The sequence below is a fragment of the Streptomyces sp. NBC_00306 genome, from assembly GCF_036169555.1.
Lineage (GTDB): Bacteria > Actinomycetota > Actinomycetes > Streptomycetales > Streptomycetaceae > Streptomyces > Streptomyces achmelvichensis.
The window spans coordinates 41,337-65,649 of sequence record NZ_CP108032.1; the positions used below are offsets into that span (position 1 = coordinate 41,337).

Sequence of the window (24,313 nt, forward strand, 5' to 3'; positions counted from 1 at the left end):
CGTGTTCGGTACGGGCCGCCATCGTGCCGGGGCAGCCAGGCGGAGAGAGCAGGAAGCCGCCGAGCTCGGGCTGCAGTGCGCGCCCGAGCGTGTGCGGCTCTTGTCGCTTGCCTACGAGCGTGGTCATCGGGCCGAAGCGGTGGGCGGCTTGCGGGCCTGCGCCTGCTGAATCCGCTGGACGACCATGGCGGCGAGGGTCTGGAGCCGGTCGGACGGGATGTCGGCGGTCGAGTCAAACCTGTGCTCGATCTTTGCAATGACGTTGCCCTGCCGCACGTTGATCCCCTTGCCGGGCAAGATCGGCGGCACGTCCGACGAGGCGTCGATGTCGAAGGCGTCGATCTCATCGCCAGGAGGGTCCTCGCCCACCTCGTCCGGCGAGCCTTCGCCTATGAAGAAGCGGGCTGCGGTCGTGGAGTCGGGGAAGGAGATGTACCGGAACACCACCTCCTGGTCGGCCATGGCAGCGAAGGCGGAACTTCCGACAGAGAGTGCTTCGCCGCACCATTCGTCCGGCCAGCCCTCATCCACGCAGTGCACGGTGTCGCCGTTGCCACGTGCCCTTGGTCTGTCGCGGGCTTGAAGGTCCACCGGGACGCTGTGCTGATCGGGCAGAGCTGCCTCCAGCAGCCGCGTGGAAAGCACACGCTGCGCCTGCGGATTCGCCTTTCCGCCTGCTTCGCTGTTCTTGCTGCTGCTGGTGGCGCGCTGCGGGGCACCGGTGCTGTCGCAGCCACCTAACAGCCCGGCAGTCAGCAGGGCGACTGTGGCGTAGGCGGCGGTAGTTCGGGACTCGGGTCACCTGACGTTTCCTCTTCCTCACTGTGGCTGCGGATCGCGTACGGGCGCCGGTCTGCCGCCGCAGACGATGCCGATCTTCTCCACCAGCGTGGTGTGCATCGCCCGTACAAGGGAGACACAGGCTGCTGAGAATGGCGTCACTGCGGGCGGGGATGGCGCCGTCGTGCCTCTGCTCCGTTGGATGATCTGTCATGACGTCCTGCATTCCGACGAGGACGTCAGGATGCCGGGCTCGGCAGGCGTCTCGTCACACCCCTATTCCTTCACGAGCTGAACCACTCCCACCCAAGGGGTGTCGTCGCCTGTCGTGTGGAAGGCGCGGATTCGCCAGCGGCCCGCTGGTACGACAACGGGAGCCTGCTCCGGCAGGCGCGAGCTGCCGGGGTAAGGCATGGCGAGATCCGCTCCCGACTCCGCGGAATCCATCAGCACCGCCGGACCATCCGTTTCCCACACCCCGCAGTTCTCCCACGCCGTCTCCGGATCCGCCAGCACCCTCTCGGCAGCGGCGAGCAGATCGGCATCGGAGTCGGCGGCGAGCCAGCGCAGGAAGAGTCGTCGTTCTGGCAGGTAGCAGGTCGTGGCCGGCTCGTCGCCCAGCACGAGCGCGCGGGTGCCGCTTTCGTCGATAGGAATCACCCCAGCAAGGTCATCCACCGCGCAAGCACGGTCGTAGTCGTCGGATTCATCGGTGTCGCCGAGCACCATTCCGGCTTCCGTGCAACCACCCCAATCCTGAAGGGCCGAGACCGGAACGACGATGAGCGGGCCCCCCATCGACACAACCCAGGTCAGTTCAGGCAGTCCTCGACGCGCGGGGCTCGCTTGGTGGGAGAGGTACATGGAGGCAGTATGGCCAGGCCCTCTGACAACGCCTCTTGGGCAGCCCCTACGCCGACCGACGAAGCACCGCACCCGATGGACGGCGGGTGCGCCAGGTAGCGTGACACGCGCTTGCCCTGTTCACGTCAGCCTGGTGCTGACGGGCAGGAATGCCTGCAACCATGCGTCGTTTCCCGGACGTTGCCCGCCGCCGTCACCGCGTCAGAGTCAGACCCTCGCCCTATAGACATGCTTCCGTAGTATTTCGCCGGATGCGTGGCTGGCGGAGCCAGGAGCCCGATCACCCACACGTCGGGATTCTCTGAGGCAAGCGACCACCACGACTTCCTGATCGTGCACGCCGACCAGCAGGGCCTCGGCCTGTGAGCCGCGGCGGCTCGAGCTGTTGAGCCCTGGCGACACGACTGAGTCGCGGCGATCACCGTCGCCCGGACGCGGCCGGGACCCTCTGTCATTGTGGTTCGGTGCATCAGTCACTACTGCGGGAGGGCGGGAACTTGCGGCGTGCGGCGGTGGGTGTCGATATCGGCGGGACGAAAGCGCTGATGCTTGCCGAAGGGCCGGAGCTACGCGGCGGTGCGGTCACCCGGCGCGTGGACACCGGGCCCGAGACCACTCCGGGTGACCTCCATAAGGCTGTCGAGGAGTTCCTTGCGGACCACCAGCTGGAGCCGACGGCGCTCGGGGTAGCGGTTCCGGGGCTTGTCGAGAACGGCCGGGTCGCGGTCTCCGATGTACTGCCACAGCTCGCAGGGTGGGGCGGCTTGGGGAACCACACCATCCCCTCGCTCCTGGTCAACGACATCAGAGCAGCACTCGCCCAGGAGGCCGCCGGACTCGCACGATCCGCCACCGCCGCAGTGGTTGTCTGCGGGACTGCCGTGGGTTCGGCATACCTGTCCGAAGGCCGGGTCGTCCGCGGGGCGCGCGGCTGGGCCGGCGAGATCGGCAGCCTTCCCATGACCACACCCCTGGGCGTACGCCGCCTCGACGAACTGGCCGGCGGCAGCGCCATCGTGCGTGCGGCAGGAATGCCACCGCGGTCGATCCACACCGCGCTCGCCGAGAAGGACCGCCGGGTGCAGGCCGTCGTGCACGCAGCAGGCGAGGCGTTCGGGCTGGCGCTCGCCTCGCTGGTCAATTTCCTCAACCCTGAAGTGGTCCGGGTCGGGGGTGGAACCCTTGGCTACCCGGGCTACTGGGACGCCGCGCTGAGCGCCGCGAAGGAGAATGCCCTCCCTGAACTCTGGTACTCCTGCACCGTCGAGCGGATCGAGAACCCGGACCTGGTCGTCGCCCGCGGCGCCATCCGGCTGGCGACCGCGATGGTTGACGGTCAGAGATGGGTCCATCAGTACGTATAGGTGGTGATGTGCTGCTCCCCCGCGGCCACGTATGGCATCGGCCCTGCAGTGGCGTAATGGGCTGCCGCAGCAGACCGTCCTGCGGTCCTTCAGAACCGGGCGGAGGCGCGTGCCGAAGCCGGACCTACCAGGGTCTGCGCCGACGGCCGAAGCCACTCGGCCGATAGCCGGTCATGGACCGCTCGGGCCGGGGACGCCGTCGAGGACACCCACAAGGTCGTCGAGGATCCTCATCAACTCCTCAGCCGGGATCTCGGCCACGAAAACCTGGCCCGCGTGCTCGGGATGGTTGAGCAGGTGTTCCTCGCGCCAGAAATCCCACGTGATCACCACGCGGCCCGCGTCACGGAAGAGGTGCGCCGTCACGTTGTCGGTCGTGGGCCCCCAGCACAGCGTCTGAAACTGGCTACGGAGCTCGTATCCGGCCTCGGTCTCGGCCTCTTCGTCGGCCTGCGAACCGAGCATGAGGCGCTGGTGTACGGCTTTCGGATCTAAGCCGGCGAACGGCTGAGGCGAACCCCCGGCCGTACGCAGCCAAGCGGCCGTCTCCGACACATCACGGCGGAACTGGGGCACGAAAGCGACATTGTCGTCGCAGGTCAGCCACACCCCAGCGGCCCACAGGTCCACTCGGCGCAGCTGGCCAGGCCCGCCCACTTCGACGGCGAACTTGCTCTTGTCTCCCAGAACCACGCTCACGTCAGGCACGTCGCAGACTCAGCCTCTCGCACACAACCCATTACCTCCCTCGGGACCACCTCGCGTGTCAACTGCACCGCCGATCAAGCCGAACAACCACCGTTGACTACGGTGGCAGCCATGGAGTCACCTTGCACGTTCGGCGAGGACCTGCTTCCTGATCGGCAGCCCTGGGACGTCACGTTCGACGAGCTCACCGTCTCGTACAGCCAGTTCTGGGTCCTGGCCGAAGGTGGTGCCCGCTGCGATGTGGAGTCGGCAACTCCACGGGGCGACTCCGTGTACGGCCACGGCGCCGCGGTGGGCGTCCCGACGCTGGCGTCGCGTGCGAACATCAGCGCCGTTCTGTCGGTATGGGACGACGCGCCGCCCGACGGCATCGGGGTGTACCTCGGCAGATGCCGGATCGAGGTCGCGGAACGAGAGCTGACGCTGGTCAATGTCGAAGGTCGGGAGCCTGGGCCGGCCCTGGTGCTGCCGGACTCCGGGTCCCACGAGGTGAAAGTCTGGCGGCGGTCCGCGGACGGACCGGAGCAGTACGACATCCGGGTGTGGCCGAGCGCGGGCTCAGTGCCAGAGCCGGTCGCGCCTCGTCGTGAGCTCCTCCGCCAAAGGCGGAGCGCCGTCTCTCGGAGAAAGCCGACGACGAACCAGAGTTGGAGCTCGCCGGAGTCGCCACGGGACGACGCGAAGCGAACGTCAGACCGGTGACAGTCCTGCAACTCACAGCAAGGGCCGCCAACTACCCTTACGACAGACCATAAATGCACTCGCTGGGCACCAGGACCTGTCCGGGCGATCACGTGACAGTTCGGTGAGAGCGATCCGGATTGGGCCTCTACAGGAAATGGATCTTCGTCCGCTGTCGGCTGTGGCAAGGTGCTGGCATGTCCAACCCCATCGCGTACCCGATCTTCCGCACCACCGACCCGGTACTCGCTCTGCGCGTGGCGCGTCAGCTCGTGGCAGTGGGCGACCGGCAGTACGCGGAGGTGTCAGTGGACGTCGAGCTGTGCACCGTCCCGGACGTGTTGCGAATACGTGAGGCGCTGCCGGATGCCTGGTTCCGGAAAGAGGATGTCAAGGACTGGGCGCGGGATCCTTCTGACCCGACGGGTTTGCACGGCGGAGTCCGCGCGCCCGAGCTTTCCAACGATCCGGACTTCCTCTCCTCGCACCTGCCGCTCTGGGCGTCGATGGAATACCGGCCCGTGGGCAGCGTCGAGGAGGAGTTCGCGGCCTTGGTAGGCCCGAACATCGGCGAGATCTGGTGGTCCAGCTTGCTGTGGCCCGATGTACCGGACCGTGACATCCACGGCGAAGCCAACAACGCCCGGGTCTCTTTGCTGTTCAACTGCCGAACCCAAGGCCTCGACCAGCGCTCCGGTGAGCACACTGTGCTCGTCCACGTGCGCCGTAGGAATCGCGACGGGTCCGAGGAACGGCACGCCTCCTGGTTGGCAGAGCAGATCGGACAGTCCGTCATCGGCCCACCCCAGGAGTGATCCCCTGATCGGTTCCAGCCAGTCCGGTCGATCACGAGCAACGGCATGCAAGTGCCTTGGTGGTCCGCAGCGAACATGCGTTTGACCATGCGTGAGACCAGCATCCATGACGAACTGCTCCGGCTACAGCCCCTTGACGACGAGGTGCGTCGGACCGCCCTCGCTGCCGCCTTCGCCGGCCGCGCGCCGGCAGCCGAGGCGGACGTCGTCAGCGCCGTTGTGATGGTGTCCGCCGCTGTGGAGAACCGTGCACATCGGCCCGAGGTGGGATCAGCCGATCATGGCTATCGCACCTCCGCGGCCACCGCGGCATTGACCGCCACTCTCGCCCCGGGCGCAGCCGACTGCTGCAGATGTCCGAGGCGTTGCAGTCCCCCTTCGTCGCAGCCACGAGTATGCGGGCGGCGACGGCAGAGAGCCGTTCACGATGGGGCCCCTCAGGAATCATGTGCCTACCTGGCGTTCCCTGTGATGCGGGGCGGACACAACGTCCCGTTCATCGGGCTCATGGGCGTACGGGACACAGAGGCGTGCCGGGCGCACCGGGTCACGAGCATGCCGGGCCATGCGCTTGAGCACAGGGAGCGGTGCGTCTCGGTGTGCAGTCGGTGACGCCTGTCGCCGGTCAGCCCAGCGGCCTGGCGTGCCGGATGCAAGCGGGCGCGCTACTTCGTCAGCTGGTCCGACAGGTCCTGGACGAGCCGCCAGTCGTCCCCGTCCCGTTCGAAGACGAGCCGGTACATCCCTACATAGGGCGTGGTCGGCGCCAGCTTCCTTCCATTCGTGTCGGAGGTGTACGGAGTGGTGAACTCATTGACGTCCACGATGAATCGGACACCCCTTTTCTTCACCTCCGTAACGTCGGCTCTGGCGTCGGCCTGGTTCCAGACCTTGCCCGCCGGCGCGGGGTAGTTCCGCCACTGCGCCCCGGGCGCATCCGCGCGCCGCTGGAAGACATCCTCGGCAGCCTGCTCGAGAGACTTCCGTTCCGCGTCCCGATCGGCCGCCGCTGCCTGGCTCGTCACCAGCAGCCCGCCGGGCACCGTCACGAACACCGCCGCTGCCGCGGCCAGCCCAATCTTGTGCTTCTTCTGCACTTCGCCCCCACCCCTGGATGCATCGATATGTCGATGCATCGATCTGCCCGGAGAGTAGCAACGATCAACCCTCTTGCCCAGACGAATCAGTAGGTAGGGGGCTGGATCACGCAAAGGGGCCAGCCGAGGGCACGCGAGGACGGCGGGGTCTGCCCGATCGCTTCGTTGGTCTCGCCTGCCATCATCTACTCGCCTTCGTCCAGGACGGCGTCGTGCAGGTACTCGCGGTTGCGCCCAGGCGGCACTGTGACCTGCGGGAACACGCGTCTCAACGCCGTGTCGTCGTCGGTCTGTCTCACGCTCGTGTCCGAATCTTAGAACCGGCTACGGGGGACGAGCAGCCGATCTGCGGGTGGGCGCCCAAGGCCCTCCGGGTGCGCGGCCCGCTGACTGAACCAGTCACCCCAACTGGCAGCCGCCTTCCCGCAGGACGGGGTTTTCCGTTGCGTGGCGCGTGAGACAGACTGGGCCGGCCTGGGCACGCAACTACCTCTGGGAGCACGTCGGATGAGCAACAACGTACTGACCATGTACGGCGGGCCGAGACGAGTCGGACGAGTCGAGGGCCAGGGTCAGGCGAAGGTGACGGACCTGGTCAGCTTCTCCGACGGGTCTGGGCCGGCGCCGTCGGTCGTGTACGTGGAGCGCGAACTGCCGCCGGGAGGCACGTCCGCGTACCTCGCGGCCCGGCGCGGCGGGGCCCGTTCCTTCGTTCTGTGGGCCGACGACCAACGCCGGGAACGGGTGGCCACCGTGGTCACCCTGTCGGCCGGCGGCGGCGTCGCGAGGTTTCACGTGCTCGGCGCGCGCGGCGAGGTCATCGGCACGCTCGTGCGCGAGAAGGCGCTCCGCGGCAGGGGCCTGCGCACCCGCTGGACCGTGCACCAGCCCGGCGGCTCCGAAGCGGTCGGCTTCAAGGGGAGGATCGTGTGGTGGTGGATGTGGTGGCTCTTGCTGCCTTTCATGACATTGGTTCTCATGGTCAGTGTCTTCGACAGCGTCCCTGGTAACGAGGGCGGCTTCGCCCGCGCACCCCGCCGCATACGGTGGCGCGCGAACGGGCAGGTCCCGCTGGAGTTCAGGTCCAAGGGCGACAAACTGCACGTACACGCACCTGGTGTCGACTGGCGGCTCGGGGCAGCGCTGATCGCCCTCCTACGCAGCTTCAACGCCGGCGCGTGGGACTCGGTGAAGTGAGCGGGGGACGACGCTTGGGCGCGGTGCGTGCTGTGGCGACGGAAGTTGGTGTTCCGTGGCCGCGCACCGTAGAACTGGGCCTCATGTCTGATCAGCAGCCTACCGGGCACCCGGCGCCAAGGCCCTTGCCCGGTCCACCCGGCGGGTACGGTCCGCCCGGCTGGTACGGTCCACCACGGTTCCAGGCGGTCAGTGCCGGGTACCGGCGTTGGGCCGGCGTCCTGCTCCGGCTCGCGATCGCCGTCGCGGGTCTCATGGTGGTCGCTTTCGTAGCCGGCATCGTCTTCCTGGTGAAGGCGGACGCGGACGACGCCGCCTACGGCTATCTCGCTCTCTTCCTCTGGTTCGGGATCGCCGCCGCGATCCCGGTGCTGCTGGCGCTCGGTATACCCGCAATCGTCATGACGCGGCGTGTACGGCAACAGGAGCGGCTGGGGCACGATGCCGTGCACCCAGGGCTCACAGTCGGCGAACGGTAGTCGAGCCGGGCAAGGGTGCCTGCACACTGATCCCGGACGGTTCGCGCTGCCCCTCAACTACCCACAACCGGTCGCGCCGGTAGCCCTTGTTCGGGTCGCAGTCAGGTGGAGACAGGATCCGGGGACAGGGCGGTGCGCAGCGCGAAGGCGCCGAGCAGGCCGCCTGCCGTGAACCGCTGGGCGGTCATGACGCGGGGCCGGGCGGCCAGAAACCCCGACACCCGTGCTGCGCCCAACATGATCAAAGCGTTCACGGATATCCCCACGATGATCTGCACACCACCGAGCTGGAGCAGTTGTCCCCAGGCCGCACCTGCCTGCGGGTCCAGGAACTGGGGCAGGAGGGCGGCATACATAAGAGCGATCTTGGGGTTGAGCAGGTTGGTCAGCAACCCCATCGAGAACAGGCGGGTGTCGGAGACCGGAGGCAGGTCCTTGGCCGGGGCGAAGGGCGAGCGGCCGCCGGGCCTGAGCATGTCCCAGGCGAGATAGGCCAGGTAGACGGCACCGGCGAGCTTGACCACCGTGAACGCCAGTGGCACAGCGGCGAACAACGCGGACAGGCCCGCAGCCGCGGCCAGCAGATAGCACACGAATCCCACGGCGGTCCCGCTGAGGCTGACCAGGCCCGCCCTTCGGCCCTGGGTGATCGCGCGGGACGCGAGGTGGATCATGTTCGGTCCCGGGGTCAGGGCCATGCCCAGTTCGACCAGGGCCACTCCTCCGACGGCGGTCAGAGTGATCACCGGTCAACCTCCGGGTCGTCCATCGGGCACCTGCTACGAAAGCTACGCAATGGGGTCGCCCAGTTGCGACGGACGGCTACGACGCATCAGCAGCGCCTGCCTCGCCTTGTGCAGAATACGGCCTCGCCGCTCGGTGTCTTCATGGACCCCGACCCCGACCGCGCTCCTCCCCCACCGGAACACCAACGGGCTCTGACGGGGTCGAGCGTCGATGCGGTGGAGCCGCATGACCGGCTTCACCACCAGCAGTCGAGGTCGGCGGAACCGCCACGCACGACCGGATCGGTGCTCGTACCGCTGATCCGCAGCAGACCGCCGCCCCGTCCCCAGTCCAATTCGTACGTGCCTGCGCCGACGGGCCGGTAGCCATCGTCGACCGTCCAGGATGCCGACTCGCCCAGGGCCAGACCGGTGCGCCCCACCGCGTACGCCTCGCCATTGCCGATCACGAGGAAGGACGTCTCCCGCACCACAGCCGTGCAGCCCCCCGGCCCCGCAGGTCGCAGAACGTGGTACTCCGCGTTCGAGACCAGGTCGTCCACCGCTCCCCATGCAATGCCCAGCGCCGCCGCGACGATCAGCAGCCTGCTCGCCCGCCGCGCCGACGTGGCTCGCTTCCGCGGGAGGCCCGCAGCATCCGCCCGACGACCCATCCGGGTAAGGGCCCACCGCAGAACGAGCGCGATGACAAGGAGACCCGCGCTCACCCCCCAGCCGGGCACCACCCGCCCCCGCACGACCAACAGAAGGCTGCTCCAGCTCGCCACTGCGGTCAGGGCCAGACTCCCGACGCCTGCTGCTGTGGAGACGGCGGGCGACAACATCACGCGGTGCTGCGTACGTGTTTCGATCACGGGGAGTACGACACTCTCAACGCGCCGACCGTTGCCCTCAAAGGTCGAAACTCTCCGAGAGCCGCGCCAGGCCCATGGCGGCCCGCAGCGCCTTGGCGGAGGTCCTGACGACCTACTTTCTCTTACGGCTCGCAGCGCAAGCTGCGGCAGAGGGCGGAGACCTGACCGATGTACGTCGTCGCTATGCGCTGTATGTCACCACAACGAGGGCAACAGGCCCTGGATCGGCAGGCGTAGGCGGCCCAGTCAGGTGGCGTCACGTCCGAGCGGTCGTCGCAGCTGAGTACCGGGCTTGGTCCACACCGGAGATCTTCCTCAGCTTTTCTGCGACACCGCGACCTTACGGATTGCGTTGACGCCGAGTCGCAGGCTTGAGAGCTACGCGGAAGCCTTCCCCGCCGTAGAGAGACTCGTAGTGGATGGTGATGGCGAGACGCCGGGACAGGATGTCTGCGATCGAGGCGTGAAGATGCGGATCGTAAGCGGGAAGCGACAGCAGGTACTCGCTGTATCCGATCGGAAGCACTTCTCCTTCTCCGAACGTGACCGCGTTGAGGTGTGTCGGCAGATCAGCACGCACTCTGTCGGCGCAGGTCTTGTCCCAGCGGCCGATGAGCTCTCCGTCGAGGGTCACATGAGTGCTCACGACCAGGGCTGGCCCGAGTCCTGCGTTTGTGAGACGGATGCCGGACAGGGCACCCTCATGGGTGCCGCGGTGGAGCTGGAGTACAGGACGCACCGAACGTCGGTTGTGCTCCCTTGTGGTGTGTGCCTGCCAGACTGCTACGCCGAGCGATGCCAAGGCGATGACGACCGCGCATGTTGCGACGACGATCTCTGCGCTCATATTCCCCTCCCAAACCGCCTCAGCGGGACAACCGCTGGTGCCGCACGTGGGCAAACCGTGACCGATCCTGATGAACAAGGGCCCGAGTGGGGCCGGTTCATCAGTCTGCCTGGCAGTGACGGATGCGTGCCCGGAAGCCTCGACGCGGCTTCTGTCCCGTAGACCAGCTCGGCGAGCAACTGTGGCCGGCCGTAGGAAGAACGGGACTGGTGCACCTCGGAGGATGAGCATTGCCGGTAGCGTGATCGCCTGCCGCATGGAATGTCCATGTGTCCGGCCGGCCCGTGCGAGGGATTCCGGTAGTGAGCGATAGGACCGTGATGAGCGAACCGACGAAGCCCAGAATCGAGGTCCCGGAGGGTGATGCGCCCACCGAGCTGACGGTCCGGGACCTCGTGGTGGGGGACGGACCCGAGGCGCGGCCGGGCAGGGTCGTCCAGCTTCACTATGTAGGGGTCACATGGGCATCCGGGAGGGAGTTCGACTCCTCCTGGGAGCGGGACCGACCGTTCAAGTTCGCCGTGGGCGGTGGCAGGGTCATCAAGGGCTGGGATCGAGGAGTGAAGGGAATGAAGGTCGGCGGCCGGCGCCAGATCATCGTTCCCCCACGCCTTGGTTACGGCAGGCAGTCACCCTCTCCATTGATCCCGGCAGACTCAACGCTGATCTTCGTCGTGGACCTGCTCACCGTCGTGGGCGCTTGACCGGCTATGCCTGATGAGTGACCTTCAACCTCGGAACCCATATCGGGCATTCCCGGGCAGGGGGGAATGACGGACGCAACGGCGCGGAGCGCAGCTCGGAGACCGCCCAATTCAGTTCAGGCTTGACTCGCGTACGTAGTCGTCCGAACCAGGCCCGCTGCCACCTGCCGTTTGGGGAGTCAGAACCAGCTTCTCTGCAGGCCGACCGCGCCCAACTGGTGAGATCGTCCAGCGAGTGCAGGACGAACGAGTACGGACAAACATAGGTAGAGGCGCTCTGTGCCCCTGACCCCACGCCTGCGGCCAAGCCCCGTGCGACGAGGCGGTCCACCCAGTCCGGGCGCAGCGCCGTAGCCTGACGGGAAATACCTCGGTTCCGGCGCAGCCGGGATGCGGTGTCCAGCAGCCGGTCCACGCTCCAGTTCATCCACCGCCAGGCCCCGGCGCAGTTTGGTCGCGGACCACTCGGCGCCGTAGCGTCGCGGTACCTCTGGCGATCCCGACGTCGGGGTATCGTCCGCCCGGAAGCCTCGCGTCCGCGGCTCAGCGAACGGGGCGGAGGAGGAACACATGGCCGATCGCCGGCAGGGACCCGCGTCGGGTGACGGGTCCGCATCGCGGGCACCGGAAGCCCGCCATACCGGCGCGCGCGACACGGTGCGCCTCGCTGTGGTCATCGGCGCTCTCGGCGTGGTCTTCGGCGACATCGGGACCAGCCCGATCTACACCCTCCAGACGGTGTTCAACCCGAGCGACCCCCACCCCGTCCCGGTCACCACGGGCAACGTGTACGGGGTGGTGTCACTCGTGTTCTGGTCGGTGATGATCATCGTCACGGTCACCTATGTGCTGCTGGCGATGCGCGCCGACAACGACGGTGAGGGCGGCATCATGGCGCTGATCACCCTGTTGCGACGGTGGAGTTCACAGCGTGGGCGTCGAGGCACCGTCGTACTGGCCGCGCTCGGCATCTTCGGCGCGTCGTTGTTCTTCGGCGACAGCATGATCACCCCGGCGATCTCGGTGCTGTCCGCGGTCGAAGGGCTCAAGGTCGTCGAGCCGTCGCTGGAGGATGCGGTCGTGCCCATCACGGCGGTGATCATCGTCCTTCTGTTCCTGGTGCAGCGTAGAGGAACCGCGGCGGTGGGCAGGGTGTTCGGGCCGGTCATGATCGTCTGGTTCGTGGCCATCGGCGCGTGCGGCGTCGTCGGCATCGCCGATCACCCGGACATCCTCAAGGCGCTGTCGCCCACGTACGCGTTGGGCTTCCTCTTCGGCCATTGGGGTACGGCCTTCTTCGCCCTGGCCGCGATCGTGCTCGCGGTCACCGGCGCCGAGGCGCTGTACGCGGACATGGGGCACTTCGGCCGCCGGGCGATCACCCGAGGCTGGCTGTTCCTCGTCCTTCCCGCCTGCGTCCTGAGCTACATGGGCCAGGGCGCGTTGATCCTCGGCGATCCGGACAACATCAGCAGCCCGTTCTTCCTTCTCGTGCCCGGCTGGGGACGCTGGCCCATGGTCGTACTGGCGACTGCGGCGACCGTGATCGCCTCACAAGCGGTGATCACCGGCGCGTATTCGGTCGCCTCCCAGGCGGCCCAGCTGGGCTACCTGCCAAGGCTGCGCATCGCGCACACCTCCGAATCCACCATCGGTCAGATCTATGTCCCCTGGATCAACTGGCTTCTGATGGTTTCGGTCCTCACCCTGGTCTTCGCCTTCCGCAGCTCCACGGCGCTGGCCTACGCGTTCGGCATGGCGGTCACCGGCACCATCACCATCACCACCTTGTTGTTCTTCTACGTCGCCCGCGCCAAATGGGGCACGCCCCGATGGCTGCTCGCCACCGGCGCGAGCGCACTCCTCCTTGTCGACCTGCTGTTCGTGGCGGCCAATATGACGAAGCTCGTCCACGGCGCGTGGCTGCCGCTGCTGATCGGCCTCACCGCGTTCACCGTCATGACGACCTGGCAACGCGGCCGCGAGCTCGTGACCACGGAACGAGCACGCCGGGAAGGCCCGCTGCCCGAGTTCATCGACCGCCTCCGCACAGGGCAGGAGCCGACGGTCCGGGCGCCCGGCACTGCTGTCTTCCTGAACCGAGGCAAGGAGACCGCGCCCCTGGCCATGCGGGCCAACGTCGAGCACAACCACGTACGCCACGAGCAGGTCGTGATCCTGTCCATCAAGACCGAGCCGGTTCCCCGCGTTCCGGATGACTCGCGGATCGTCGTCGACGAGCTCGGATATGCCGACGACGGGATCATCCACGTCACAGCCCGGTTCGGCTACATGGAGACACCGGACGTGCCCGGCACACTGGCCATGCTCGACCCGGTCGTCACCGAAGGGCCGCTGCAGCTCGACCAGGCGTCCTACTTCCTGTCGAAGATCGAGCTTCGTCGCGGCAAGGCACCGACGATGTCGCCCTGGCGCAAGCGGCTGTTCATCGCCACCTCCTACATCGCGGCCGACGCCGCCGAGTACTTCAGCCTGCCCCGCGACCGCACGGTCATCATGGGTTCGCACATCGAGGTGTAGCTGCACGGACTACTGACATGCCGCCCGCCGGAACAGCAGTGAACGTGCCGCGAGGCAGCGGCAGGGCAAGGTCGATGCCTGCAGTGCGTGCACGGCGCCGGCGCTGCGGTCGGACTTGCCGGACGTGAGGACCGGGATGCGCTGCGTCCCCCGGCTGATCGGCCGCCTTCCGCCGCTTGCCGCGTCGCAGCCTCAGGTCCGTCCTCCCGCGACCCTTTGCAGCCGACTGTTCGACGCTGCGGATCACGGTCATTGCGGAACATGATCGTGCCGGCGAGCCGTGGGGCGGGATGTCCCGAGAGCGCGCGGCGGGCCTGACTCCCATCATGGGGCGGGGATCCGGGGAAATGGCCCAGAAGATCGTGCGGCAGTTCCCGCGAGGACTTCCCCCATCGCAACGGGCCCACCAGCCGCCAACGGACGGCGAGGTCGTCATCCACCGGCAGGCCCCTCGACTTCTCCGGGCTGCAGCACCGACGTGACCGGCGCCCCGGCCGCCGCCCGGCCGGCCGTCACTGTGTCACCGACAGGAGCGAGCCGTAGCATCGAGCGTCGGCGTCAAGAACCTGCTAGAGATCTCGCCCCGTTCGTCGCGTGAGGAGCGGCGGCGGGCATTCTGCCGTCGTGATGCCTGCATGGCGCCCAGACCGCGGAATCCGCCGCACCACCCTCACACTCGGGGCTGCCGCGGTAGTCCTGATCGGCGTCGGTGCGGCCGCCGACACCATGTGGCTGCTTGGCATCGGCGTCTGGACAGTCATCGCCGCCACGATGATTGAACTCGTCTACCGCCCCTGACATGTTGCCGCAGCGGACCCGGCGAGCCTCACTGATCATCAGGAGCAGCACGCGCGTCCAAGTCGGCAGCGCAGGCGTCCGCGCACTCGGTTTGCGGTGCATCGCGGGGCCGACAGGATGTTCGGCGTGTACGGGCGCGCGGTGGAACCCGCAGCGTCGATACGCCGCGGATCGTGCCATTGGAGCCTCGCGTCATCGCCACCGCCTGCGCGGACCATGCGCGGCTGCGTGGCGACCCACATGCCCTGACCCCCGAGCACCACGGCGCACCCGGCCGACCACTACATCGTGGCGCCCCAGCGCCTTCTTCCGGCCCCTCGGACGGGCCTTCGACCGGATGCACCCCTCGACGCACACCGTGTACACGCACCAGGTCGGCGTCCCCTCCCCCGCCCCCCGATCCCCGGCCCCCCGCGCGGTGCAGCCGTGCGACGGCTGCTGACGGCCGATGACATCCCGACGGTTACTGCCCTCGATGCCGAAAGAAGGTTCCGTCGACCGGAAGGGGGTTGGGGCACCCACGCATCGCGCTATACCTTCCCCTCAGGCGACAGCACCACGTCCGCATCGGCCGCAGGCGTCCCCCTCCCGTCCTCGGCCACCCAGCGCAGCAGGTCACCCGGTTGACACTCGAGCACCTCGCAGAGCGCGGCGAGCGTCGCGAAGCGCACCGCCTTGGCGCGGCCGTTCTTGAGTACCGCCAGGTTGGCGGGCGTGATCCCGACGCGGTCCGCGAGCTCGCCCACCGACATCTTCCGCCTGGCCAGCATCACATCGATGTCGACGGCGATCGGCATCAGATCACCTCGTCCAACTCGGCCTGCATCTGCGACGCTTCGACGTCGCGCGCGACGGCCTGCGCGAGCAGCATCCGCAGTACGAGCACGAAGAGCGCGACTCCCAGGATGGCCACGCCGATGCCGCCCATGATGACGGTGACGCCCGGGTCGTCCCTCTGGCCCGGCGCGTTGAGGGCCGTGACCGCGAACCACACGAGGGCAGCCGCCACGATCGCGCCGATCACGACGTCCACGTACCGGAAGGCGGCGTCGGAGAACACGGTTCCGCGTCGGACCATCGTCACCAGCTGCCATACGCAGACCAGGGCGACCTGGGCCGCCACCATGCCCAGGATGGTGATCACGCGTAGCGGAGTCAGCGGGAGCGACCCGTCTTCCGGGTCGGTGGCCAACGCCCACACCATCGATGCCTGCACGAACACGGTGCCGGCGAGCACCACCACGAGCACGGCGTGCAGCGCACTCACCATCAACTTTCCCATGACCCCATCTTCCATCGAATCACGATGGAAATCAATCGAATCTCGATACATGAAGCAAACGGGTGAGGCGGTGGACGGGCGGCGGTTTCGCACCGGGTCTCGGGACGCCGCCCCCGAAAATGCTCCCCCTCCGCGGAACGTCACCGCACGCGGGCTCGACAGGCAGCCACAGTTCGCAGATCGGAGAAGGGCCTCAAGATCGGCCGAGACCTGGGAACCACGGCCATCAGCACGAACCGGCCCGACGCCTTCGGCTGTGCGCACGACTTGGCGGACCGGCTCGACGCACACCGGGCACCGAGGGGCGGGCCAACTCCGAAGGAGGACGCCGCGGCCGGCCATCGCGAAGTGGCACCCGCGCGGCAGGCGGACGTCTCCGCCGTGGGCACTCTGGGCGGCAGGACCTGCGGTGGATGAGTGAGGCGCCTCTCATCTCCGCCCGGCGGATGGCCGCCAAACGGCCCAGTGAGGTCGACGAGCAACTGCTCGCCGCGGCACGTGCCCTGCTGCGCGGCGGCAGCCGCCCCGAGGGGCAGCCCGCACCGGACCAATGGCTCAGCAAGGAGATTCACCCACTGGCACGACAAGGACGCTTCTCAGCGGTTCAGCACCGCACTCTTCGCGCGATGGTCCATCCCTTCAGCCTCGGGCGGCCGCGCCCGAGGCTCCGGCGGGCATCCAGGCGGCCGAGGCGCCGGCGGGCGTGTCATCCCAATGGGGCGATGCGCGGCACGGCGGATCAGGGAAAACTCTCGCGAAGCCCCACTTCGCCCCGGAGGTTCCATGTCGAAAAGCGTCGCGCTTCGCATCGACGTTCCGCATGAGGCCCCGGCGCGGGCGTCGCTCGTTCTGGCGTCCCTGATCATCGTCGCCGCCGTGGCCAACTTGAACCTGTCGGTGGCCAACGTGGCGCTGCCCGCGATCGGGAAGGCCTTCGACTCCTCCCAGACCGCGCTGAACCTGGTCGCCGTGGGGTACTCCCTGGGCCTGGCCGCATCGGTGCTCTATCTGGGTGCGGTCGGCGACCGTCACGGACGCAAGCTGCTGCTGCTCCTCGGCATCGCTCTGTCCGTCCCCGCCTGCCTGCTCGCCGCGTACGCGCCGAACGACACCGTGCTCGTGTTGGCCCGGATCCTCGGCGGGCTCTCGGCCGGCATGGCCTACCCGACCACCCTGGCGCTGATCACCGCCCTGTGGGCGGGACCGGGGCGGACGAAGTCCATCGCGTTGTGGTCGGCCCTGGGCGGCGGCATCTCCATGCTCGGGCCGGTGATCGCGGGCGCGTTGCTCGAACGCTTCTACTGGGGGGCGGTGTTCCTGGTCACTCTGCCCCTCGCCGTGGTCGCGCTGGTCATGGCCCTGCTGTTCGTCCCCGCGCACGCCAACGAGTCGGCCGAACCGGTGGACAACCTCGGCGGCATGCTGTCCGTGTTCCTGGTGGCGGGCCTGGTGCTGGCGATCAATTTCGCCGTCGTCCCCGACCAGGGGGCACTGGTCGTCGGCCTCGTCGTGATCGCCCTGGCTGCCGGAGCGGCGTTCTTCTGGCGTCAGCGCGGGGCTCCCAACCCGTTGTACGACCTCCACATCGCCGGCAGGCGCACGTTCTGGGTCGCCGCATGCGCGGGAATCATCGTGTGGGGCTCCATGATGGGGTCGGCGTTCATCAGCCAGCAGTATCTGCAGAACGTGCTCGAGTACAGCCCCGTCGAAGCCGGCGCCTCCATCCTCCCCCTCGTCGTGATGATGGTGCTCGTGGCACCACGGTCCGCGAAGCTGGTCGAGACACGCGGCGCCCGCACGACCCTGCTGATCGGTTACGCGTTCCTCTTCCTCGCCTTCGGCTGGATGCTGCTGTTCTGGGGCGAGGACAGCAGTTACTGGCAGATCGGCTTCACCTATGTCCTCATCGGTATCGGTGCCGGCTTCGCCGGGACGCCCTCGTCCCACTCGCTGACCGGATCGGTGCCCGTGCGTCGGGTTGGCATGGCCTCCGGCACCGCCGACCTGCAACGGGACCTCGGCGGGGCCATCATGCAGTCCGTCATGGGCGCGCTCCTCACCGCCGGCTACGCCTCGGCCTTCAGCGCGGCGATCGCCGCCTCCCCCGACAGCAAGGACGTGTCCAGCCAGGTCCAGAGCGAGCTGACGAAGTCGTTCGCTTCCGCCGGACAGGTCTCCCAGCAGCACCCTCAATACGCCGACCAGATCGTCGCGGCAGCACGCAAGTCGTTCCTCCACGGCGACGACTGGGCGTACACCGTCGGCCTGGCCGCGATCGCACTGGGTGCACTGCTGATCTTCTTCAAGTTCCCCCACCGGCACGCCGAGCAGGAACTCCTGCAGCGCTACCACACCGAAGACTCCGCCCCCGCCGGCGAGAGACCCAACAGACCGGCAGCCTGAGAGAACGGCCGGTCAGCGGGTCGCCGACCGTGCCGTGCCCAGCCGTGCCCCACGGGCGTCGAAGGCGGTCTGCAGAGTGCCTGCCTGTCCGGCACTCGCGGACGTCCCCCCACTGACTTCAGCGCCGGCGTCGGCTCGGGTACTAACGGCTCGACGAGCGACCACAGTTCATCCGACTCGGCCCAAGGCCCGCGACTGACGTTTCCCCACAGCCGGACCGACGACCACCCGAACCGAAAGTCACATGTCCAACAGCCTCCTCAGGTTCGGGAGACGACCTTGACCAAGCCTTCCTCCATGACGGAGCAGACGAGAAGGTCTCCGTGCGGACGGCCCCTCACCGCAGGAGCCTGCTCATGGGTCAGGACGCGAGGCAGCAGCCCATTTTCCTACCGGTCACGGACACAGCGGGAGTTTCCCGGCCCGGATAGTCTCACCACGGTTACCGCCCCCATCGCAGGAGGAACGCGTGGCTCAGTTGCTGCGAGTGCAGAACTTCACCGTCTCAAGTGACGGAATCGCTGCCGGCGAGGACCAGACCCTCGACAGGCCGTTCGGCCACGTCGAGCCCGAAAGGTTGTTCGCCTGGGCCGGGGCCACGGCGAGCTGGCCCAACCGCACCGACCCCGGGGGCAGCCGGGGCCTGGACGACTACTTCACGCGGGACTTCGCGCGCAACATCGGCGCCGAGATCATGGGCCGCAACAAGTTCGGTCCCCAGCGGGGGCCCTGGCAGGACCACGAGTGGCAGGGCTGGTGGGGTGACGAACCCCCGTTCCACACCCCGGTGTTCGTCATGACCCACCACAAGCGGCCTTCGTTCACGCTTTCCGACACCACATTCCACTTCGTCGACGGCGACCCGGCCGCCGTGCTCGAGCAGGCGCGGGAAGCGGCACAGGGCCAGGATGTCCGACTCGGCGGTGGGGTGACCACCATCCGGCAGTTCCTGGACGCCGACCTCGTCGACACCATGCATGTGGCGGTCTCGCCGGTGAAGCTCGGATCCGGTTTGCGACTCTGGGAGGCCCCCGATGAACTGCTCGACCGGTTCCATCTGGAGGTCGTTCCCAGCCCGAGCGGGATGACGCACCACCTGTTCTGGCGAAAGTGACCGGTCCTCAGGGCAGCCCCGGGGAGCTGTTCTGCCTCCCGGGGCTGCCTCGGCAACAGCCTCTCACCGGTGAAAGCACGCACCACGCCACTCAGGCCGTGGACCATCTGGCGCAGTCCCAACGGGACGCGGGGGCGCAGTAGCGTCGACAGGCGTCGAGGTCACCGCCTGGTCCGAGCAGCGAAAGAACGGCGCGATCAGCGACGTGCCGCCACACCGGTCGCCGCGAGCAAGGCCGGCAGCTCCGGCTCTTCGTTCAGCTCTCTCCGCGACATCAGCCACTCAGATCGGCGTCCGGCACCACGCACTGACGGTGCGTCCTAACGATCTCGGTTCCCGCCCAGATCCGGGCCACCTGTCCAACCGTTCGGCATGCGCCGTTGCTCCGGTCGGCCGCGCCCGCGTGGTCCTCCTCAGGGATGCCCCCTCAGGGGCCGCTGCTCCTCATCAGCAGCCAGGCCGTCGTACGGAACCGGGCGGCCAGGCGATGAGGCCATCAAGTGCAACCCGTCCCCAGCCATACCGGCGTCTCCGGACCTCCAGGACCTGACGACCGACCCCGATCGAACCCATCAACAACGTCGGACCCACCGACGCGTCCAACGCCTTGGTCAGGGCCTCTTAGCCCGTTCGCTCACACTCTGCCGTGGTTCTCCACGCGATGTGCTCACTGCGGCGACCTGCGGAAACGCCGAAGAGGAGCGCAGTTCTGAGTCTGACTGAGTGACAGATGCGTCGGCATGTCGCATTGCAGTGATCACGGACTGTCGGTTGGCTCGTGCACGCAGCACACCACAGGCGCCGCGCAGTCAGCCCGGACGCTGCTCACCTGGAGGAACCATGCGCATCGCACGTGTCGGTCTCAAGGCCGCCCTGGTCGTCGGCGCCCTCGCACTGTCCGCGCCGACCGCCGCAGCGGCCGGGGAGGGCGACGGGGACGTCCGTATCAGCCCGGAGAAGGCATCACCGGGCACCACGGTCACCGTCACCACCACCGCCTGCGGCAAGGAGGTCTACGGCAAGGGCGAGTCGGTGGCGGGCGGGAAGTTCCACCTCCTCGAGAGCGACCGCAAGGGCGTCCTGGTGGGTGAGTTCCAGGTTCCCGAGGACGCCGATTCCGGCACCGACACCGTCACGCTCAAGTGCCCGCCACGGACCAAGGCCACTGCCGACTACAGCATCGCCGGCCGCCCCAACGGTGCACTCGACGCCGGCTTCGGCGGCACCGACAAGGGTAGCCAGCTCGCCGTCGGTGGCCTGCTGCTCTCCGGGGCGGTCGCCGGAGCAGTCGTCCGAGCGCGCCGCCGCCCTTCCGCGGCCCGGACCTGACGGTACGTTCGTCCCGCAGGCCCCCCGGCTCCGCAGCGGAGCGGGGGCCCAGGGATTCCCGCCCGCGTCGCCGCCCCCGCTCCGCTGCTCAGCAAAGGCCCGTATCGATGGACAACTGCCCGGGGACGAGCGAGGCCGACGCACCGTCGCCCGGAGTCCCCTCGTTCAAGCTGCTCGCCTGCGCCGCGATCGCCGGGGCCTTGCTGGTGGCCAATGGGGTGCGCGACGACCACCCCCCGCAGCCTTCGTCCGCCCGTACCCCGCCCCCGTCCGCACAGCCCGCACTTCGCCACGCGCCCGAGCGTTCCGCCGTACGACCGCTGCCTCCGTCGGATCCTGTACGGCTCCTTATCCCCGACATCGGAGTGGACGCGCCCCTGATGCCTCTGGAGTTGGATGCCGAAGGGACACTGGAGACGCCGCCCGCCGACAACCCCGGCATGGCCGGCTGGTACGCCGACGGAACGGCCCCCGGCGCGGTGGGGACGGCCGTGACGGCCGGGCACGTGGACACCCCGGTCGGGCCCGGCGTCTTCTACCAGCTCGGCGCTCTTGAGCAGGGCGACACCATCGAGGTCGTACGGGAGGACCGGCGTACCGCCGTCTTCACCGTCGACGCGGTGGAGGTCCACGACAAGGAGGACTTCCCCGACGACAAGGTCTACGGCAACTCCGGCCGGCCGGAACTGCGGGTGATCACCTGCGGTGGCGACTACTCCAAGGGCACCGGATATCAGGGCAACATCGTCGTCTACGCGACGCTCGATCCGGAGAACTGAACGCTCGGCCCGGAGAACCGGAGGCTGGGGACAGCTGCTCCACGGCGCCGGCGGCCGCCGAGAAGGCAGAACGCAATGACGCACTGCACAAGGCTTTGCCGGACCGCATGGCGCAAGACGGGATTCCGGACGCATCCGAGCGGCAGGCGCTCGCGGATGCCGCTTTGCCGGGCAATCGGGCAACCGGGCAACGACGCAGCGTCAGGCCCGGCGGATCCGCGAGCCCTGGCCGAGCCTCATCAGCAGCCTCGACGTGCATCGCCCTGCTCGATGGAGGCGTGGGAGCCATGGGCACTCGCCGGCGGGCCCGATGTCGGCTCCGAGCAGGAACGCCCGGCCGGTGAACCTCCCGTACCGGGCCGGCGTCTTCTCTCCCGATCGCGACCACTCGCACAGGAGAAGAGAGCGTTGACCGACAAGGACGTTGAGCGGACCGACGAGCGGGGTTACGGCCCGGGGCCCTGGTGGGCGGATCTCGGGACGTGGGGGGCTGTCGGATTGGTCCTCTTCGGGGTTCTCTCGGCAGGGTGGGTGTTCCTCCGGCTCCCCGGCACCCCGGAGAACCTCGCGACCGGCTACTACCAGGCCGCGAAAGTCCTCGCCATCGGCCTCGTACTCGCAGGAAGCGCCCTGCTGGGCCGCCGCCGTCAGGGGCCCCGGTGAGCAAGGCACCGCTGTCCCGGGCTCCCGCGAGCGCGACGATGTGCTCGATCTCCAGCGTGCCGCGCGGAGTGACCGGGCGCTCGTCGTAGCAGAACCACCACACCCCGACGAACAGCGTGCAGCCCGGACCCGTCTGCTTGTCCGGAGGCCCGCCCCACACCGGTGAGCGTGAGCGGGGCGGGCTCCGGTTTTCACATGGCCAAGGACGACGGGTCGTCCACGCCGGCTCTGTCTAGGACGCCTTCCACCACTCGGCCGACGCGTCCCGCAGCGTGTTCGTCCCGCAGTGCACCTCGCCCGCGCCGAGGTGGTAGGTGTACCAGTCGTCGATGTACGACACCTTCATGCCCGCCTGCGTGTACGCGGCAGTCACGGCCGCGGTGAAGATGTCCTTCCCGCCGATGACCGGTCCCCACTGCTTCGGCGCCAGATACCGGTCCCGGCCGAGCAGGATGCCGTTGACCGCGCCCGGGACGTACGCGCTGGTCATGACCGTCTCCACGGCCGCACCCCGCGCGTCCTTCGAGGGCTTCGCATCCTTGGGGCGTCCGAGCTCCTTCTGCTGCCCGTACTCGCGCACGGACTCCGGCACCTCGCCCGCACCCAACCGCTGCAGCCGCGGCATCATGCTCTCGCCCCGCGGTCCCCCGTTGCCGCGGGTGTAGAGCGCGGGCACGCGTACGACCTCGGCGTCCGTCACCCCGGTCTCCCGCTGAAGGATCTCCAGGTTCGCGGCGATCCGCTGCGCGGCCAGCGTGTTGTCCTTCACCAGGTACGTCGAGGTGAGTGCCTGGGCAATGGTCTCCTTGGGGGCAAGCATCTCCTCGCTGTCGGGCACCGAGAACATGCGGGTGGCCCCGTGTCCGGCCTTCTTCGCCTCGCGTAGCAGCCGCAGCCCGGCCTCAGGATCGGCGATCCCGATCTTCCAGCCGCGCGGGGTGTCGGCGGGCAGGAACTGCACGAACTCGTCCACATGCCCCACGTGCAGCCACGACGTGTCCAGGAGCAGCGGGTCCTGGAGGCCCTGGGACTTGAGCAGGGTGCGCATCGCCAGCGCGGGCTTCGAACCGCTGTCCTTGCGCTCGCCCTGGATGATGCGCCCGGCGGGGAAGCTGCGGCCGTTGTGAGCGTACGGCGGAATGGTCTCCAGGTTCCCCATGGAGTTGAGCGTCCACTCCTCCGAGTCGCGCACCCCGGACACCTGGACCACGCCGACACCGTTGCCGCGCATCTTCTCGAACAGCTCGCGGCCCGCCACCCGGTCCGGCTGGGCGCTGCGCAGCATCACGCGCATCACCTGACGGCGCCCGCCGGAACCGGACATGCTCACGTATCCGGGCTCGACGAAGTCCTGCGCCCAGATGTCGAAGTACTTGTCGAAGGTCACCAATGGCGTGGTGATCCCGGCCGACTTGGCCTCGGTCGCGAGCCCCTTGACGAAGGCCTGCTGACGGCGGGCCCAGTCGTCGCTGCCACCGACCTTGGTGACCATCAACTGCTGTGCGTTCTGCAGATGGTGGTGGGTGAGCAGCGGCGCGACGCGCAGGGTGATGTCGTCCGCCGTGCTCCTACCGTCGGCGGTCACGGTCAGGCGTATGACGGCGCGCCCGTCCCAGACTTTGGTGTCGCGTATGACGTCATTGCTCTCCACGCCGAACTCGACGCCGGCACGCAGCTCGGAGGCGGTGAGCCGGGTGGCGGGGGTGACCATGGCCCATCCGGCGGGGCGCTTGACGAAGACTCGCGTCCTGCGCCCCCCGTTGACCTGCAGGATCCCGATCGCGCCCGCGGGCACCTCGGCCATGGGCAAGGACCGCACACGGGCGAGGTCGGCGAGGTCGGCGGCGCCGTTGATGATGTTGTCGGCCGCGTCGTTGCAGGCGGCGAGCCTGGCGTCCGAGAGCGGCTTGCCGTTCGGCGCCTTGGTCGGGCACCGCTTGGTGTCGTCGTCGATATTGGGGAGGAAGACGGCTCCCCTGTCAGCCGTCCACGTGTCCTCACCGGCGGTGTCCGTGCCCCCGGTGACGTCGACCTGCCCGTCCCGGTTCACATCCGCCCGCAGATCCACCAGCGGCGGCCCGGCGGCGAACGCCGGTGCGGCGGGGGCGATGACGGCCCCGATGACGGTGAGGGCGAGCGCGGCGTGTCGTGCGTGGCGCACGTGTCTCGTACCCAAGGTGCTTACCTTCCCGAAGAGTTGAGGTTGGCTCTCGGGACGCAAGAGGGCGGGGAGGGGATGGGCGTTGCCTGCGGCAGGCGGGATCCCTG

At 68.3% G+C, this 24,313-nt stretch carries 24 protein-coding genes and 1 pseudogene; 13 read left to right on the plus strand and 12 right to left on the minus strand.

Features of this window, described 5'->3' with window-relative positions; genetic code table 11:
- Nucleotides 1-123: 123 nt before the first annotated feature.
- The gene (locus OHA05_RS00185) at nucleotides 124-645 is read right to left on the minus strand and encodes a hypothetical protein (protein WP_328859354.1); all 522 of its coding nucleotides are present in this window, start codon (nucleotides 643-645) and stop codon (nucleotides 124-126) included.
- 411 nt (nucleotides 646-1,056) lie between these two features.
- Entirely contained in the window at nucleotides 1,057-1,644 is a 588-nt protein-coding gene (locus OHA05_RS00190; protein WP_328859355.1) for an Imm21 family immunity protein, read from the minus strand.
- A 545-nt stretch (nucleotides 1,645-2,189) separates the two neighbouring features.
- On the opposite strand from OHA05_RS00190, the gene OHA05_RS00195 reads away from it, so the two are divergent.
- A complete protein-coding gene (locus OHA05_RS00195; protein ID WP_328859356.1) occupies nucleotides 2,190-3,008 on the plus strand; it encodes an ROK family protein in 819 nt (272 codons plus the stop codon).
- Nucleotides 3,009-3,179: 171 nt separating this feature from the next.
- On the opposite strand, the gene OHA05_RS00200 is transcribed toward OHA05_RS00195, so the two are convergent.
- Nucleotides 3,180-3,707 carry a hypothetical protein gene (locus OHA05_RS00200; RefSeq protein ID WP_313948544.1) on the minus strand — a complete coding sequence of 176 codons (528 nt, stop codon included), beginning with the start codon at nucleotides 3,705-3,707 and terminating at the stop codon, nucleotides 3,180-3,182.
- A 120-nt stretch (nucleotides 3,708-3,827) separates the two neighbouring features.
- Between OHA05_RS00200 and OHA05_RS00205 the strand changes: the two genes are divergently transcribed.
- Together OHA05_RS00205 and OHA05_RS00210 are read left to right on the plus strand one after the other, a co-directional pair.
- A complete protein-coding gene (locus OHA05_RS00205) occupies nucleotides 3,828-4,418 on the plus strand; it encodes a hypothetical protein (protein ID WP_313948543.1) in 591 nt (196 codons plus the stop codon).
- Nucleotides 4,419-4,594: 176 nt separating this feature from the next.
- Nucleotides 4,595-5,212, plus strand: a complete 618-nt coding sequence (locus OHA05_RS00210) for a hypothetical protein (protein ID WP_313948541.1) — start codon at nucleotides 4,595-4,597, stop codon at nucleotides 5,210-5,212.
- 123 nt (nucleotides 5,213-5,335) lie between these two features.
- Here the strand turns inward: OHA05_RS00210 and OHA05_RS00215 are convergent, their stop codons facing one another.
- The gene (locus OHA05_RS00215) at nucleotides 5,336-5,467 is read right to left on the minus strand and encodes a hypothetical protein (RefSeq protein ID WP_313948540.1); all 132 of its coding nucleotides are present in this window, start codon (nucleotides 5,465-5,467) and stop codon (nucleotides 5,336-5,338) included.
- A 410-nt stretch (nucleotides 5,468-5,877) separates the two neighbouring features.
- Nucleotides 5,878-6,309: a hypothetical protein gene (locus tag OHA05_RS00220; RefSeq protein ID WP_313948539.1), complete on the minus strand. Its 432-nt coding sequence runs from the start codon at nucleotides 6,307-6,309 to the stop codon at nucleotides 5,878-5,880.
- A 507-nt stretch (nucleotides 6,310-6,816) separates the two neighbouring features.
- Between OHA05_RS00220 and OHA05_RS00225 the strand changes: the two genes are divergently transcribed.
- Entirely contained in the window at nucleotides 6,817-7,506 is a 690-nt protein-coding gene (locus tag OHA05_RS00225; protein WP_313948538.1) for a hypothetical protein, read from the plus strand.
- A gap of 257 nt (nucleotides 7,507-7,763) precedes the next feature.
- Nucleotides 7,764-7,985 carry a hypothetical protein gene (locus tag OHA05_RS00230; protein ID WP_328859357.1) on the plus strand — a complete coding sequence of 74 codons (222 nt, stop codon included), beginning with the start codon at nucleotides 7,764-7,766 and terminating at the stop codon, nucleotides 7,983-7,985.
- 101 nt (nucleotides 7,986-8,086) lie between these two features.
- On the opposite strand, the gene OHA05_RS00235 is transcribed toward OHA05_RS00230, so the two are convergent.
- The 3 genes from OHA05_RS00235 to OHA05_RS00245 all read right to left on the minus strand — a co-directional run bounded on the left by OHA05_RS00235 (nucleotide 8,087) and on the right by OHA05_RS00245 (nucleotide 10,432).
- Entirely contained in the window at nucleotides 8,087-8,731 is a 645-nt protein-coding gene (locus OHA05_RS00235; RefSeq protein WP_313948536.1) for a LysE family translocator, read from the minus strand.
- Between the two features lie 236 nt (nucleotides 8,732-8,967).
- Entirely contained in the window at nucleotides 8,968-9,558 is a 591-nt protein-coding gene (locus OHA05_RS00240; protein ID WP_328859358.1) for a hypothetical protein, read from the minus strand.
- 367 nt (nucleotides 9,559-9,925) lie between these two features.
- Entirely contained in the window at nucleotides 9,926-10,432 is a 507-nt protein-coding gene (locus OHA05_RS00245; protein WP_328859359.1) for a hypothetical protein, read from the minus strand.
- A 320-nt stretch (nucleotides 10,433-10,752) separates the two neighbouring features.
- On the opposite strand from OHA05_RS00245, the gene OHA05_RS00250 reads away from it, so the two are divergent.
- From OHA05_RS00250 to OHA05_RS00260, 3 genes are all read left to right on the plus strand, one after another.
- Nucleotides 10,753-11,136 carry an FKBP-type peptidyl-prolyl cis-trans isomerase gene (locus OHA05_RS00250; protein WP_313949136.1) on the plus strand — a complete coding sequence of 128 codons (384 nt, stop codon included), beginning with the start codon at nucleotides 10,753-10,755 and terminating at the stop codon, nucleotides 11,134-11,136.
- A 570-nt stretch (nucleotides 11,137-11,706) separates the two neighbouring features.
- The gene (locus OHA05_RS00255) at nucleotides 11,707-13,677 is read left to right on the plus strand and encodes a potassium transporter Kup (protein ID WP_328859360.1); all 1,971 of its coding nucleotides are present in this window, start codon (nucleotides 11,707-11,709) and stop codon (nucleotides 13,675-13,677) included.
- Nucleotides 13,678-14,301: 624 nt separating this feature from the next.
- Nucleotides 14,302-14,475 (plus strand): hypothetical protein, encoded by a 174-nt coding sequence (locus OHA05_RS00260; protein WP_328863545.1) that lies wholly within the window; start codon nucleotides 14,302-14,304, stop codon nucleotides 14,473-14,475.
- Between the two features lie 530 nt (nucleotides 14,476-15,005).
- On the opposite strand, the gene OHA05_RS00265 is transcribed toward OHA05_RS00260, so the two are convergent.
- Together OHA05_RS00265 and OHA05_RS00270 are read right to left on the minus strand one after the other, a co-directional pair.
- Entirely contained in the window at nucleotides 15,006-15,272 is a 267-nt protein-coding gene (locus tag OHA05_RS00265) for a helix-turn-helix domain-containing protein (protein WP_313948532.1), read from the minus strand.
- Nucleotides 15,272-15,757: a DUF2975 domain-containing protein gene (locus OHA05_RS00270; RefSeq protein ID WP_328859361.1), complete on the minus strand. Its 486-nt coding sequence runs from the start codon at nucleotides 15,755-15,757 to the stop codon at nucleotides 15,272-15,274. Before OHA05_RS00270 ends, OHA05_RS00265 begins: the two co-directional genes overlap by 1 nt.
- 783 nt (nucleotides 15,758-16,540) lie before the next feature.
- Here OHA05_RS00270 and OHA05_RS00275 point away from each other — a divergent pair.
- Nucleotides 16,541-18,160, plus strand: a complete 1,620-nt coding sequence (locus OHA05_RS00275) for an MFS transporter (protein WP_328859362.1) — start codon at nucleotides 16,541-16,543, stop codon at nucleotides 18,158-18,160.
- 74 nt (nucleotides 18,161-18,234) lie between these two features.
- Here OHA05_RS00275 and OHA05_RS00280 read toward each other — a convergent pair.
- Nucleotides 18,235-18,372, minus strand: a pseudogene (locus OHA05_RS00280) (IS5/IS1182 family transposase); the annotation flags it as partial.
- 257 nt (nucleotides 18,373-18,629) lie between these two features.
- Between OHA05_RS00280 and OHA05_RS00285 the strand changes: the two are divergent.
- The 4 genes from OHA05_RS00285 (at nucleotide 18,630) to OHA05_RS00300 (ending at nucleotide 22,045) form a co-directional block, all read left to right on the plus strand.
- Complete coding sequence (locus OHA05_RS00285; protein ID WP_328859363.1) at nucleotides 18,630-19,274, plus strand: dihydrofolate reductase family protein; 645 nt, start codon at nucleotides 18,630-18,632, stop codon at nucleotides 19,272-19,274.
- An 840-nt stretch (nucleotides 19,275-20,114) separates the two neighbouring features.
- A complete protein-coding gene (locus OHA05_RS00290; protein WP_328859364.1) occupies nucleotides 20,115-20,603 on the plus strand; it encodes a sortase in 489 nt (162 codons plus the stop codon).
- A gap of 107 nt (nucleotides 20,604-20,710) precedes the next feature.
- A complete protein-coding gene (locus OHA05_RS00295) occupies nucleotides 20,711-21,382 on the plus strand; it encodes a class F sortase (RefSeq protein WP_328859365.1) in 672 nt (223 codons plus the stop codon).
- Between the two features lie 408 nt (nucleotides 21,383-21,790).
- Nucleotides 21,791-22,045 (plus strand): hypothetical protein, encoded by a 255-nt coding sequence (locus tag OHA05_RS00300; protein ID WP_328859366.1) that lies wholly within the window; start codon nucleotides 21,791-21,793, stop codon nucleotides 22,043-22,045.
- Nucleotides 22,046-22,277: 232 nt separating this feature from the next.
- Here the strand turns inward: OHA05_RS00300 and OHA05_RS00305 are convergent, their stop codons facing one another.
- Nucleotides 22,278-24,221 (minus strand): protein-arginine deiminase domain-containing protein, encoded by a 1,944-nt coding sequence (locus OHA05_RS00305; RefSeq protein ID WP_328859367.1) that lies wholly within the window; start codon nucleotides 24,219-24,221, stop codon nucleotides 22,278-22,280.
- Between the last annotated feature and the right edge of the window lie 92 nt (nucleotides 24,222-24,313).

What these genes read in the sequence shown, in the direction of transcription:
- OHA05_RS00245 (WP_328859359.1), bottom strand. Translation starts at nt 10,432, where the DNA reads ATGAGCGCAGAGATCGTCGTCGCAACATGCGCGGTCGTCATCGCCTTG.
- OHA05_RS00290 (WP_328859364.1), top strand. Translation starts at nt 20,115, where the DNA reads ATGCGCATCGCACGTGTCGGTCTCAAGGCCGCCCTGGTCGTCGGCGCC.
- OHA05_RS00195 (WP_328859356.1), top strand. Translation starts at nt 2,190, where the DNA reads ATGCTTGCCGAAGGGCCGGAGCTACGCGGCGGTGCGGTCACCCGGCGC.
- OHA05_RS00295 (WP_328859365.1), top strand. Translation starts at nt 20,711, where the DNA reads ATGGACAACTGCCCGGGGACGAGCGAGGCCGACGCACCGTCGCCCGGA.
- OHA05_RS00225 (WP_313948538.1), top strand. Translation starts at nt 6,817, where the DNA reads ATGAGCAACAACGTACTGACCATGTACGGCGGGCCGAGACGAGTCGGA.
- OHA05_RS00250 (WP_313949136.1), top strand. Translation starts at nt 10,753, where the DNA reads ATGAGCGAACCGACGAAGCCCAGAATCGAGGTCCCGGAGGGTGATGCG.
- OHA05_RS00205 (WP_313948543.1), top strand. Translation starts at nt 3,828, where the DNA reads ATGGAGTCACCTTGCACGTTCGGCGAGGACCTGCTTCCTGATCGGCAG.
- OHA05_RS00270 (WP_328859361.1), bottom strand. Translation starts at nt 15,757, where the DNA reads ATGGGAAAGTTGATGGTGAGTGCGCTGCACGCCGTGCTCGTGGTGGTG.
- OHA05_RS00210 (WP_313948541.1), top strand. Translation starts at nt 4,595, where the DNA reads ATGTCCAACCCCATCGCGTACCCGATCTTCCGCACCACCGACCCGGTA.
- OHA05_RS00265 (WP_313948532.1), bottom strand. Translation starts at nt 15,272, where the DNA reads ATGCCGATCGCCGTCGACATCGATGTGATGCTGGCCAGGCGGAAGATG.
- OHA05_RS00275 (WP_328859362.1), top strand. Translation starts at nt 16,541, where the DNA reads ATGTCGAAAAGCGTCGCGCTTCGCATCGACGTTCCGCATGAGGCCCCG.
- OHA05_RS00190 (WP_328859355.1), bottom strand. Translation starts at nt 1,644, where the DNA reads ATGTACCTCTCCCACCAAGCGAGCCCCGCGCGTCGAGGACTGCCTGAA.
- OHA05_RS00215 (WP_313948540.1), bottom strand. Translation starts at nt 5,467, where the DNA reads ATGTGCACGGTTCTCCACAGCGGCGGACACCATCACAACGGCGCTGAC.
- OHA05_RS00255 (WP_328859360.1), top strand. Translation starts at nt 11,707, where the DNA reads ATGGCCGATCGCCGGCAGGGACCCGCGTCGGGTGACGGGTCCGCATCG.